This window comes from Pseudomonas sp. NPDC089554, from assembly GCF_050280645.1.
Taxonomy (GTDB): domain Bacteria; phylum Pseudomonadota; class Gammaproteobacteria; order Pseudomonadales; family Pseudomonadaceae; genus Aquipseudomonas.
The window spans coordinates 1-12,656 of the sequence record NZ_JBNNVR010000121.1; the positions used below are offsets into that span (position 1 = coordinate 1).

Annotated in this window: 12 protein-coding genes and 1 pseudogene; 8 read left to right on the plus strand and 5 right to left on the minus strand. The window is 63.3% G+C overall.

Annotated elements, in window-relative coordinates; genetic code table 11:
• From ACQKPE_RS23970 to ACQKPE_RS24005, 8 genes and pseudogenes are all read left to right on the plus strand, one after another.
• Positions 1 to 94, plus strand: a pseudogene (locus ACQKPE_RS23970) (2-hydroxy-3-oxopropionate reductase); the annotation flags it as partial.
• 99 nt (positions 95 to 193) lie between these two features.
• Positions 194 to 1,468 (plus strand): glycerate kinase type-2 family protein, encoded by a 1,275-nt coding sequence (locus ACQKPE_RS23975; protein WP_427669160.1) that lies wholly within the window; start codon positions 194 to 196, stop codon positions 1,466 to 1,468.
• On the plus strand, positions 1,465 to 2,880 hold the full coding sequence (gene pyk, locus ACQKPE_RS23980) for a pyruvate kinase (protein ID WP_427669161.1): 1,416 nt from the start codon (positions 1,465 to 1,467) through the stop codon (positions 2,878 to 2,880). The genes ACQKPE_RS23975 and pyk overlap by 4 nt, the downstream gene beginning before the upstream one ends.
• A gap of 193 nt (positions 2,881 to 3,073) precedes the next feature.
• Entirely contained in the window at positions 3,074 to 3,949 is an 876-nt protein-coding gene (locus ACQKPE_RS23985; RefSeq protein WP_427669162.1) for an urea transporter, read from the plus strand.
• 44 nt (positions 3,950 to 3,993) lie between these two features.
• A complete protein-coding gene (locus ACQKPE_RS23990) occupies positions 3,994 to 4,827 on the plus strand; it encodes an ion transporter (protein ID WP_427669163.1) in 834 nt (277 codons plus the stop codon).
• Between the two features lie 104 nt (positions 4,828 to 4,931).
• A complete protein-coding gene (locus ACQKPE_RS23995; protein WP_427669164.1) occupies positions 4,932 to 5,930 on the plus strand; it encodes a sulfate ABC transporter substrate-binding protein in 999 nt (332 codons plus the stop codon).
• A 240-nt stretch (positions 5,931 to 6,170) separates the two neighbouring features.
• Positions 6,171 to 6,800 carry a DUF1062 domain-containing protein gene (locus ACQKPE_RS24000; RefSeq protein WP_427669165.1) on the plus strand — a complete coding sequence of 210 codons (630 nt, stop codon included), beginning with the start codon at positions 6,171 to 6,173 and terminating at the stop codon, positions 6,798 to 6,800.
• A gap of 48 nt (positions 6,801 to 6,848) precedes the next feature.
• Positions 6,849 to 7,592 (plus strand): thioesterase II family protein, encoded by a 744-nt coding sequence (locus tag ACQKPE_RS24005; RefSeq protein WP_427669166.1) that lies wholly within the window; start codon positions 6,849 to 6,851, stop codon positions 7,590 to 7,592.
• A gap of 40 nt (positions 7,593 to 7,632) precedes the next feature.
• Here the strand turns inward: ACQKPE_RS24005 and ACQKPE_RS24010 are convergent, their stop codons facing one another.
• The 5 genes from ACQKPE_RS24010 to ACQKPE_RS24030 form a co-directional block, all read right to left on the minus strand.
• On the minus strand, positions 7,633 to 8,394 hold the full coding sequence (locus ACQKPE_RS24010) for a creatininase family protein (RefSeq protein WP_427669167.1): 762 nt from the start codon (positions 8,392 to 8,394) through the stop codon (positions 7,633 to 7,635).
• A complete protein-coding gene (locus ACQKPE_RS24015; RefSeq protein WP_427669168.1) occupies positions 8,391 to 9,272 on the minus strand; it encodes a hypothetical protein in 882 nt (293 codons plus the stop codon). The genes ACQKPE_RS24010 and ACQKPE_RS24015 overlap by 4 nt, the downstream gene beginning before the upstream one ends.
• Before the next feature lie 46 nt (positions 9,273 to 9,318).
• Positions 9,319 to 9,828, minus strand: a complete 510-nt coding sequence (locus ACQKPE_RS24020; RefSeq protein ID WP_427669169.1) for a hypothetical protein — start codon at positions 9,826 to 9,828, stop codon at positions 9,319 to 9,321.
• 68 nt (positions 9,829 to 9,896) lie between these two features.
• Entirely contained in the window at positions 9,897 to 11,555 is a 1,659-nt protein-coding gene (locus ACQKPE_RS24025) for an aminotransferase class III-fold pyridoxal phosphate-dependent enzyme (protein WP_427669170.1), read from the minus strand.
• A gap of 36 nt (positions 11,556 to 11,591) precedes the next feature.
• Positions 11,592 to 12,656 (minus strand): polyketide synthase (locus ACQKPE_RS24030; protein WP_427669171.1); only part of this gene is annotated, 1,065 nt, incomplete at its 5' end.

A 12,656-nucleotide genomic window follows, 5' to 3' on the forward strand; every position in this document is an offset into this window, starting at 1 on the left:
CTGCGCAGCCATCGGCGGCAGCAACTGGGACCACTCGGCGCTGATCAAGGGCCTGGAGCACATGGCCAACTTCTCGATTCGCGGCGACAAGTAAGGCCTCACCGAGCAACACCGCCCCTGGTTCGGCCTGCACGGAGGCCGTTCCGGGGGCGTTTTCGATTCTGCAAAACAACAAGAATTTTGGGAGCCTGCCATGTCGGTCGATCCGCAACACCTACTGCGCGAGCTGTTCGACACAGCCATCGCCGCCGCCCACCCGCGTCAAGTCCTGGAACCCTACCTGCCCGCCGACCGAACCGGTCGGGTCATCGTCATCGGCGCTGGCAAGGCGGCCGCTGCCATGGCCGAAGTGGTCGAGAAAAGTTGGAAAGGCGAAGTCTCGGGCCTGGTCGTCACCCGCTACGGCCATGGCGCCAACTGCCAGAAGATCGAAGTGGTCGAAGCCGCCCACCCCGTCCCCGATGCCGCAGGCCTTGCAGTGGCCAAGCGGGTGCTGGAAATGGTCAGCGACCTGAGCGAAAACGACCGCGTGATCTTCCTGCTCTCCGGCGGTGGCTCGGCGCTGCTGGCCCTGCCCGCCGCTGGCCTGACCCTGGCCGACAAGCAGCAGATCAACAAAGCCCTGCTCAAGTCCGGCGCCACCATTGGCGAGATGAACTGCGTGCGCAAGCACCTCTCGGCGATCAAGGGCGGCCGCCTGGCCAAGGCGTGCTGGCCGGCCACGGTCTACACCTATGCGATCTCGGATGTGCCCGGCGACCTGGCCACGGTCATCGCCTCCGGTCCCACCGTGGCCGACCCGAGCACCTCGGCCGATGCCCTGGCGATTCTCAAGCGCTACGCCATCGAAGCCCCGAAAGCGGTCATCGACTGGCTCAACGACCCCGCCTCGGAAACCGTCAAGGCCGGCGACCCAGCACTGGCGCGCAGCCACTTCCAGCTGATCGCCAAGCCCCAGCAGTCGCTGGAAGCTGCGGCGGTGAAGTGCCGCAAGGCCGGTTTCAGCCCGTTGATTCTCGGCGACCTGGAAGGCGAATCACGCGAGGTGGCCAAGGTGCACGCTGGTATCGCCCGACAGATCGTGCAGCACGGCCAGCCGCTCAAGGCCCCCTGCGTGATCCTCTCCGGTGGCGAGACCACCGTCACCGTGCGCGGCAATGGCCGTGGCGGGCGCAACGCCGAGTTCCTGCTCAGCCTTACCGAAAACCTCAAGGGCTTGCCCGGGGTCTACGCCCTGGCCGGTGACACCGACGGCATCGACGGCTCGGAAGAAAACGCTGGCGCCCTCATGACCCCGCACAGCTACGCCCGCGCCGAAGCCCTGGGCCTGTCGGCCAGCGATGAGTTGGACAACAACAACGGCTATGGCTATTTCGCCGCCCTCGATGCGCTGATCGTCACCGAACCGACCCGCACCAACGTCAACGACTTCCGCGCCATTCTGATTCTCGAGACCTTGCAATCATGACGCCCGATAAAAAAGTAAAGATCCTCGCCACCCTCGGCCCCGCGATCGACGGTATCGACGACATCCGCCAACTGGTCGAGGCCGGGGTGAATATCTTCCGCCTGAACTTCAGCCACGGCGAACACGCCGACCACGCCCTGCGCTACCAGTGGATCCGCGAAGTCGAGCAGCAACTCAACTACCCGCTGGGCATCCTCATGGACCTGCAGGGGCCGAAGCTGCGCGTGGGCCGTTTCGCCGAGGGCAAGGTACAGTTGCAACGCGGCCAGGCCCTGCGCCTGGACCTCGACAAAACCCCGGGCGACGCGCGTCGGGTCAACCTGCCGCACCCCGAGATCATCGCCGCGCTCGAGCCCGGCATGGACCTGCTGCTCGACGACGGCAAGCTGCGCCTGCGGGTAACCGCCAAGCACGCTGATGCCATCGATACCGAAGTGCTCAATGGCGGCGAGCTGTCCGACCGCAAGGGCGTCAACGTACCCCAGGCGGTGCTCGACCTCTCGCCACTCACCGAAAAAGATCGCCGCGACCTGGCCTTCGGCCTGGAGCTGGGCGTGGACTGGGTGGCGCTGTCGTTCGTACAGCGCCCCGAGGACATCGTCGAGGCGCGCCAGCTGATTGGCGAGCGCGCCTACCTGATGGCCAAGATCGAGAAGCCTTCGGCGGTGGAGCAGTTGCAGGCCATCGCCGAGCTGTCCGACGCGATCATGGTCGCCCGCGGCGACCTGGGCGTGGAAGTGCCGGCCGAGAGCGTGCCGCAGATCCAGAAACGCATCATCGGCACCTGCCGCCAGCTGGGCAAACCGGTGGTGGTGGCCACGCAGATGCTCGAGTCGATGCGCTTCTCTCCTGCCCCGACCCGCGCCGAGGTCACCGACGTGGCCAACGCCGTGGCCGAAGGTGCCGATGCAGTGATGCTGTCGGCCGAGACCGCCTCGGGCGACTACCCGCTCGAAGCGGTGCAGATGATGAGCAAGATCATCCGTCAGGTGGAGAACGGCCCGGACTACCAGGCCCAGCTGGACGTCGGCCGGCCCAAGGCCGAGGCCACGGTGTCGGATGCCATCAGCTGCGCGATCCGCCGTATCAGCGGCATCCTGCCGGTGGCGGTGCTGGTCAACTACAGCGAGTCCGGCGCTTCGACCCTGCGCGCTGCACGCGAGCGGCCACGGGCGCCGATCCTCAACCTGACCCCGAACCTGAACACTGCGCGACGCCTGAGCGTGGCCTGGGGAGTGCACTCGGTGGTCAACGACCGCCTGCGCCAGGTGGACGAGATCTGCTCGACCGCGCTGGAGATCGCCCAGGCCCAGGGCATGGCCAGCCGGGGCGACACGCTGCTGATCACCGCCGGGGTGCCGTTCGGCAAGCCGGGGACCACCAATACGCTGCGGATCGAGACGTTGGTCTGACTGACCCTGGGGGCGCGCTGCGCCCCTTTCGCGACACAAGGCCGCTCCCGCAGGGGACCGCCAAACCTGTGGGAGCGGCCTTGTGTCGCGATTGGAGGGCAAGGCCCTCCCCGAACACCGATGCACCAGACACCGCGGAAAACCCGAGGCCCAAAGAGGCCCACCGCTGCCCTTCCAACCTCACTGACTGCCCATGTACACCAAAAATTTCGTCAACCCGTGCCCCGACTGGGCCACGGCACTGCTCAACGGCTTCAGCCAGGTGCTGCTGCTGCGCAACCCCTTGTGCGGCCTGTGCTGTCTGCTGGCCATTCTCCTGACCGCCCCCGACCTGGTCGGCGGCGCCCTGCTCGGTGCACTCTCGGGCCTGCTCACCGCCCAGCGCCGCGGCTACGACCGTGCCGACCGCCAGGCCGGGTTGTACTGCTACAACGGCGTGCTCATCGGCATCCTCATCGCCGCCGTGCTGCCCTGGTCGGCGATCCTGCCGCCGCTGATCATCGCCGCAGGTGGCCTGTCGAGCATCATCACCCACCAATGGCGCAAGCGCGGCGGCAAGCTGCTGGTGGCCTACACCGCGCCGTTCGTGCTGTTGGGTTGGGGTGTACTGCTGGTGGCCGAGCCCTCGGCCAACCCGTATGTCGAGGCCGACCCACTGTATGCGCTGCTGCGCGGGGTGGGGCAGATCTTCCTGCTCGACAAGCCCATGGCCGGGCTGCTGATCGTCATCGGCTTGTACTTCGCCCACCCCTACGCCGCCACCTGGGCAGTGATTGGCTCGATGCTCGGCGGTGGTATGGCGCTGCTGGCCGGGGAGACGCAGGCCGTATGGCTGGGGTTGTACGGGTTCAATGCTGCGCTGGCGGCGTTGGCCTTCAGCCGCATGGGCGAGCGCCCCTGGGTGACCTTGTTGGCCATTGCCTTGGCACTGTTGCTGCAATCGCTGCTCATGCTGATGCCCATTGCCGGGTTGACCGCACCGTTCGTCCTCGCCTGCTGGCTGATGCACCTGGGCAAGCACCTGGCAAAATCCCACCAACGCCGTGGCGCCCACCGCTTGCACAGCTGAAAACCACCTCCTAGGCTCTGCCCACCGCCCAATGGACAGAGCCCATGGACACCCCTGCAAGCCTGCGCGAACGCCTCTACACCATCATCTTCCAGACCGACACCCTCGCCGGCCGACGCTTCGACAAGATCCTGCTGCTGATCATCCTCGCCAGCCTGGTGACGGTGATCCTCGACAGCATCGACGAAGTGCACCAGAACTATGCCGGCCTGCTGGCAGGCATCGAATGGGGTTTCACCGCGATCTTCCTGGCCGAGTACCTCACCCGCCTGTATTGCTCGCCCAAGCCTCTGCGCTATGCCTTCAGTTTCTATGGGCTGGTCGACCTGCTGGCGATCTTGCCGGGCATCTTGGCGCTGTACTACAGCGACGCCCAGTACCTGCTGATCATCCGCGTCATCCGTATGCTGCGGATCTTCCGCGTGCTCAAGCTCAGCCCCTACCTCAAGCAGGCGCACTACCTACTGGCGGCGCTGCGGGGCAGCAAGCAGAAGATCATCGTGTTCCTGCTCAGCGTTTCCACCCTGGTGACCGTGTTCGGCACCTTGATGTACGTGATCGAAGGCCCCGAACATGGCTTCACCAGTATTCCCAAGGGTATCTACTGGGCCATCGTCACCCTCACCACCGTGGGCTTCGGCGACATCGTGCCGAAGACGCCGCTGGGGCAGGTGCTTTCGTCGCTGGTGATGATCACCGGCTATTCGATCATCGCCGTGCCCACCGGCATCTTCACCGCCGAACTGGCCAACGCGATGCGCGGGGAGCAGTTGCAGCATGACTGCCCGACCTGTGCGAAAAAGAGCCACGAGCACGGCGCGGCGTTCTGTTCGCGGTGTGGGAATGCGCTGTTTCCCAGTAACAAGCCCGCGCTGTAGCGGGCGTTATAAACAAAGCGTTTTTTGTTCTTTAAACGCCTGCCAGCGACCCGCTATAGTCGCTGGCAAAATGCCGTTAACCCTCAAAGAACAAGGACCGCGTCGTGAAAAGACTCTTCACTGCCTCCCTGCTGGCCGCAGGCCTGGCCCTGGGTAACCTCGCCCAAGCTGCTCCTACCCTGCTGAACGTTTCCTACGACGTGATGCGCGATTTCTACAAAGACTACAACCCAGCGTTCCAGAAGCACTGGGAAGCCGAGCACAAGGAGAAGGTCAACATCCAGATGTCCTTCGGCGGCTCGAGCAAGCAGGCCCGCGCGGTGATCGATGGCCTGCCGGCCGATGTGATCACCATGAACATGGCCACCGACATCAACGCCCTGAACGACAACGGCAAGCTGGTGCCGGACAACTGGGTGACCCGCCTGCCGAACAACAGCGCGCCATTCACCTCGGCCACCGTGTTCATCGTGCGCAAGGGCAACCCCAAGGCCCTGAAAGACTGGCCCGACCTGCTCAAGGACGGCGTACAGGTGATCGTGCCCAACCCCAAGACCTCGGGTAACGGCCGCTACACCTACCTCTCGGCCTGGGGCTACGTGCTCAAGCAAGGCGGTGACGAAACCAAGGCCAAGGAATTCGTCGGCAAGCTGTTCAAGCAGGCGCCGGTGCTCGACACCGGTGGCCGCGCCGCCACCACCACCTTCATGACCAACCAGATCGGCGACGTGCTGGTGACCTTCGAAAACGAAGCCGAAATGATCGCCCGCGAGTTCGGCCGCGACCAGTTCGAAGTGGTCTACCCGAGCGTGTCGGCCGAGGCCGAGCCGCCGGTCAGCGTGGTCGACAAAGTGGTCGCCAAGAAAGGCACCCAGGCCGTGGCCGAGGAATACCTGAAGTACCTGTGGTCGCCGGCGGCCCAGGAAATTGCCGCGAACAACTACCTGCGCCCGCGTGACGCGACCGTGCTGGCCAAGTACACCGATCGCTTCCCGAAAGTCGAGTTCCTGTCGGTCGAGAAGACCTTCGGCGACTGGCGCACCGTGCAGAAGACCCACTTCAACGACGGTGGCGTGTTCGACCAAATCTACACCAACCCGTAAATAAACAATCCAAATGAATAAGGGGGCGCATTGCCCCCTTATTCATTTGGATGAGACTAATTTTCGCACCCTCATTACAAACAGCCTTTATCTTAGCCACAGCAAACAAAATAACTTACAGCAAAGTAAGACATCTCTTACATGCAGAAACATCCAGCATAGAAACCACTTTTCGAGTGTCTTGTCGAAAAAAACATAACGCGCTAAGGTACCGCCGACAATTCAAACAGGATCAACCCAATGACAAATGGACATGTCAATTGGTTGATAATGCCGCTCGGCTATCAACCCATTACCAAACGCTGCCCTTCTTGCGAAACCAAAAAACTCTTTCTTCCCTCCGGCACCTTCCGGGTCAATGCCCAGAAAAAAACCCTCGACGTCTGGAATATCTACAAATGCGAAAAGTGTGACTACACTTGGAACATCGACATTCACGAACGCATTAATACCAACAAGTTAGACCCCGATGTTCATCAGCGCTATTTGCATAACGACCTCGACGAAGTCCGTCGCCATGCTTACGACTACAGTTTATTGAAGCGCAACAACGCCGAGCTGGGGCCCACCCCACCTTACGACATCCTCGGCCCCTCCCCCTACGCGCTCTCTGGCGTTGAGCAACTGAGCATCACCATCGACTTCGAACAGGTCATCCCGGTACGCCTCATCAATATCCTCACGCGCAAGCTGTGCCTCTCGCGCAGCCAGGTTGCACGCCTGCTGGATGAAGGGGTATTGGTCGGGCTGACCCCGGCCGACCTGAACCGCAAGATCAAGCACAGCTTGACCCTGCACCTGAACCTGGCGCGCCTCTACCAGCTCGACCTACCGTTCGTGAACACACCGGCCGACGTGGAAGTTTCCTGAACTCAATGGCTTTCAGTTACCCAACGCTTCAAGGATGAGGAACCTGTCATGCTGTTTTCAAAAACGGCCGACCGTGAAAAACTGAATCTATTGTGCTTTCCCTATGCGGGTGGCAATGCCGACTTCTACAACCGCTGGAATGGCCCCGAACTCGAGGGAATCGTGGTACACCCCGTGCAACTTCCAGGGCGCGGCCAACATATAAACATGCCCCTGGTCACACGCATGGCACTCATGACCGAGTTATTGGCGGATGAACTTCACCACTTTCAGGGTTGTCGCTTCGCCTTGCTGGGCACCAGCATGGGCGGCTGGTTGATTTACCAGTTGGCGCAACAACTAAAGCAGTTGGGTGACGCCATGGAACCGGAATGCCTGGTCATCTGTTCCAGTGCTCACCCGGCCTTCCGAAAATACCTTCCGCAAATAAATGACACTGACCCGAATACCGCCATCAAGCGACTCGGCGAGTTCAACCCGGCCTGCCTGGAAGTACTGCACAACCCAGAACTTGCCTCGTTGTTCCTGCCGATCCTGCAAGCCGACTTCGCCCTGTGCCGAAGTTGGCAGTTCGACCCCAGCCTGATCATCGATTGCCCCATACTGGCCTTTCATGGTCGCCAGGACCGTATCGTCGACCAAGGCATGATGCGGCCCTGGAAAGACCTGACATCGGGCAGCTTCCGGTTGGCCAGTGTGGAAGGCGATCACTTCTTTACCGAACACCCCCCCGTACACTTCCTTGGCGAGCTTCGCCAGCTACTGCTGAGTACCTCACAGCAGCCTGCGTGATTGCGGTGAAACGCGCCGGCACTCGCTGCCGGCGCACGTGTTACACGCGGCCCTCAACCTCGGCGAGCAGGTCTCGAATCTGCTGGCGAACATGGCCAAACAAACGCTTGCCGATGTCGGCACTCGCCGTCGAGGTCTTCGACAGCACCCCCTCGGTCGACGCATCGGCCCTCAGCGGCAGCTGGTAGACACCACACCGCGGCGGATGCTCATGGTCCGGCCGTTCAGCCCGTACCAGGTGTGGGTGCAGGTGCAGCATCAGGCTGGTCTCGGTGATGCCGGCATGTTCCGCATGCCAACCCGGGAACTCCGGCAAATGCTCGGCCACCCACCGCTCATCGACCAGGCTCCACCAACTGAAGGCAAGCACCGAGCGTTGGCCGAGGACGCCTTGGCCGCGAACCTTGTCCAATGCCTCGAAGATGAACCCCTCGTTTTCGTAGTGGCCGTTGATGATCACCAGTTGCCGAAACGGCAAGCTCGCCAGGCTGCGAAGCGCTTGCTCCAGGTAATCGATGAAGGTGCCCCCTTCGACGAAGACCGTGCCGGGAAACTGCAACCCACCCCCACTCTGCGGCAGCGAACGCACCGAAATCGGCAACAAGGGCAGCATGATCGCCTGCTGGTCGATGCACGCGGCCTTGGCAAACGCCTCAGGGATCAAGGCATCGACGTTCAGCGGCAGGTGCGGGCCGTGTTGCTCGATACCACCGATCGGCCAGACCAACACTCGCCCCTCGACCGCCTGGCGCACTTCCTTGCTGGTCAGTTCACTGAACAGCTCCACGGTGTGCTCGCTCATCCGGCCACCCTCTTGGCAGGCGCCTGGGCCAGCGCGAAGTACTCATCGGTGATTCGCCCAAGGGTGTCGAACATGTCCTGGTGCAAAGCCGAATACACCTGCACAGTCTGGGCACCGGCCAACTGGTACTCATGCACATCGCGACCACTGCCCACCCCACCACAGCCCATGATCGGCAAGGTGAAGCCGCGCTGGCGCAGCTCGAAGATCGCGGCGAGTACCAGCGGCTTGATCCCCGCGCCGGAATAGCCGCACACCCCACCCAACACCACGTCCTTGCACTCGCTGTCGAATGCCAGCCCGGAAATGGTATCGCTCAAGGTCAACGCGGCGGCGCCGCCACGCTGCGCGGCCTGGGCGCGTTCGTACAGGCCCTGGCCGAGTGCCAGCTTGACGGCGAAGGGCGCACGAGTACGCTGGCGGACCGCATGCGCATAGGCCTCGACCCGCTCAGGCGTGTCTTCGATGACATCCTCGGCATGCAGGCAGGAGATGCCCAGCTCCAGCGGACAATCGCTGACCTGGGCCACCTGTTCGGCCAACTCGCCCAGGGCCTCGGGCGAGGCCGCATGAATGGACGCGATGACCGCCAGGCCCTCTTGGCGGAACTGCCCCAGCAGCACCAGCCAATCGGCGACCGAGCGCTTGGAGTAGGTGGTGTTGTTCAACATGCCGGTATCGAGGGCGTAGATTCGCTCGGCATGGGTTTTCTCACAGCCGGGGAAGATGGTCTTGGTAACCACTGCGCCGGCCCCACGCGCCAGTAGCTGGCGGATGTTCCTGGCCTGGTCGGTCAACAGCCCCGAACCTACGATCAACGGCGACGTCAGTTGCATGCCGAGCACCGAATACGTGCTGTGCTGTCCACGATTGTTCATCACTGCATCCTTGTGATCAAAAACGCCAAAGGGCACGTGAAGTCGCTCACGCCTGTACCGGGCATACCTGCTCGGCAAGCATTTCCTGGAAGATCTCCCCGATCTGCCAGGGGTTGGCGCGAAACTCCCGCACATCGAGCTTGGCGACCTTGCCGATCTGCTCCAAACCTTTGAGCAAGTGGCTGGCGCTGTCGACGATCGGCAGTTCGGTCAGCAGCAACACCGGGCGGCGCAAGGCCGATGCCCAGCCCAGTTCGATGTGCGTGCCGTCGGTGCGCAGCAGCTCGCCATTGGGCAGCACCGGCAGGATAGGCATGAACACATCGCACTCCTGCATCCAGGCAAAATCTCGGCGCGACACCATTTCCGGCGTGAAGTCCGGCGTGTCGACACCGAACCTTTCGGCCAGGTGCGCCGACAGTACCTGGCCGTTGAGATCGCGCACGGCCTCTACCGCCAGCTCGATGGTCTGCTTGAGCGCCTGGTCGAACCCATCCTGGCGGATGGCGAACTGGATGGGGCCGCCGATGAAGACTTTCAGGTTACGCAATGGCATGAGAACACTCCTTGTTGGCTCTCTGGGTGAGCAGGTAGCGATGGCCGACATGGCCATCGCCCAAATGGCTAGATCAGTCCTTGTTCTCGCAACTCTTCGAGGCTTTTGACGAAGGCCTGGTAGACCTGGTCCAGGTGCTGGTCCTGGTGCTCGGCGCTGATGAACCAGCAGCGCCACTCCCAGATGTAGACGCCACGAAGAAGCAGGTTGTAGTAGAGAAGGTCCATGTTCTCCCGGTGCACCAGGCGCATGAAGGAGGAAAAACTGCGCGCCTCGATGGCCACCTGGTACGTCGAGAAGAGGTCGTTCAGGCGCGCCGTGAACGCTTGGGTGCGCACGGTGAGTGCGTCGGTGAACGCCACACCGCGATGCTTCACCTCCAGCAGCGAAGCCTTGGCGGTGGCCATGGCCAAGGGGTGCTGGAAGAACGTACCGCCGAAGAAGGTCGGCTCCACGGCCGGGAAGCTGGCATCGCCGTACTGCCAGGGGCCGCCATCGATGGCGTCAAGGGTGCCCTTGCGCCCGGCGACCACACCCAACGGCATGCCACCGCCGATGGTCTTGCCATAGGTCACAAGGTCAGCGTCGATGCCGAACAAGCCCTGTATACCCGCCGGGTGCACACGAAACCCGGTGACGATCTCATCGAAGATCAACAACGCCCCGATCGCCTGCGAGGCGTCGCGCAAGGCACGCAAGTAGCCCGGGTCGGCAAGCCCTGGGTCACGGGTGGGGACCGGCTCGATCAGTACCGCAGCCACCTGCTGGCCATGGCTGGCAAGAAACGCCAGCGCCGCCTCGGAACCGAACTCGAACACCGAGACATCGGCCACCATGCCTTCAGGGATACCGATGGACACCGGGCAGGTCGCCCCCGAGCGTGTGGGGTCGGCACTGGCCAACACCGCGTCCCAATGGCCATGGTAGCTACTGGAGAACATCACCACATGGTTACGCCCGGTCGCCGCGCGCGCCCCCCGCACGGCGTTCATGATCGCCTCGGTGCCGCTGTTGACGAAGGCAACGCGGTCCATGCCGGTGATCTCGCACAGCAACTGCGCCACGTCCAGCGCTGTAGCATTGCGCGCGCCCAGGCCAAAGCCCTGCTCGAGCTGCTGCTCGACCGCACGGGTCACGAATGCCGGCGCATGGCCAAACAGGTGCGTGCCAAAGCCCATGGTCATGTCGATGTAGTCGTTGCCATCGAGGTCGCGCACCCTGACGCCATCGAACTCCGTGCACACCAAGGGGTACAGCAGCTCTTTCACCGAACCTTTGAAGCCGATGCCCGAACGACTGTCGGCGATCCGCTGACGCACGGCCGAGGCATGCGCCTTGGATTGCGCGGTGCGCTGGTTGTAACGTGGAATGAAATCCGCCAGGTAGCGCTCACGGGCCTGAGACTCGACCGGCTCCGCACTGCGGCGCATCCACTTGAAGGCGCCACTGGCACGCTCGGCCGAAACCGACTCGGCGCAGGCTTGGTCGGGTTGATCACGCAGGTGCTCGCTCAACTGGCGAATGGTTTGCAGCTCGGCGAAAAACTGGCGAACCGACAGCTTCACCCCGAACTGCCGCTGAATCGGCGCCAGCACCTCGAACAGCTGCAATGAATCGGCGCCCATTTCGGTCAACGGCGCGTCGATGTCGACCGCCGCCGTCGGTAGGCCGAAGGCCTGGGCAAATACTTCGATCAGGTCCTGTTCCCTGGATTGCACGGTATGCATCGATACTTCCCTCCTTAGAATGACAACCAGCGTTTCTCAATTCAGCTGCGCGGCGCCGCCGATCACGACGTGCACGTTGGTGCCGCCTATACCGAACGAACTGACCCCGGCCAGACGTTCCTGCGGCGCCTTTCCCCAGGCGCGGCTGCTGCCACTGACATCGAATGGCGACGCCGGGTCGAGCAGTTCGTCGCAGGGTTGTTCGCAATGGCTGGTCGCTGGCAGCACGCCCCAGCGCACGGCCTGTATCGCCTTGACCAGCCCGACGATGCCCGAGGCGCAGTCGGCATGCCCAAGCGTGGCCTTGACCGAACCCAGTGCACAGCTGCGTGCCGCGACGCCTTCGAAAATGCGCGACAGCGCCCGCAACTCGACGGCGTCCCCGACCGGCGTGCCCGTACCATGGGCTTCGATCAGGCCGATCTGCTCCGGCAGTACACCGGCGCGCTGCATCGCCTCGCGGATGACTCGCTCCTGGGCCTTGACATTCGGCGCGGTATAGCCGGCCTTCTCCAAGCCATCGTTATTCACCGCCGAGCCCTTGATCACCGCCAGCACCGGGTTGCCGTCGCGCCTGGCATCGCGCAACCGGCGCAGGCCGACGAACGCCGCCGCATCGGCAAACAAGGTGCCATCGGCACGCGTGTCGAACGCCCTGACCCGCCCTGAGCGCGACAAGATGCCGCCCTCGTGGTGGACATAGCCGACGTGCGCCGGGTAACGCACGCACACCCCGCCGGCCAACGCCAGGTCGCACTCGCCAGCGCGCAGGCTGGCACATGCCAGGTGCACCGCCAGCAGCGAACCCGAGCAGAAGTTCGCCACGTTGATCGCAGGGCCGGTGCAGTCGAGCTTGTAGGCGACCCGCGTGGCCATCGCGTCGCTGCTGCGCCCCCCCAGGGTGAGCATGGCATCGGACGCGCTGCGGTCATCCTGTGGCTGCTGGTCATGCCAGGTGTCGGCGCGCGTACCAACGAACACGCCACAATGGCCCGCCTCGCGACCGGACCGATACCCCGCCGCGTGCAACGCAGCCTGGCACAGCACCAGGCATTGGCGCTGTTGCGGGTCCATGCGCGAGGCCTCGCGGGGGGTGTAGCG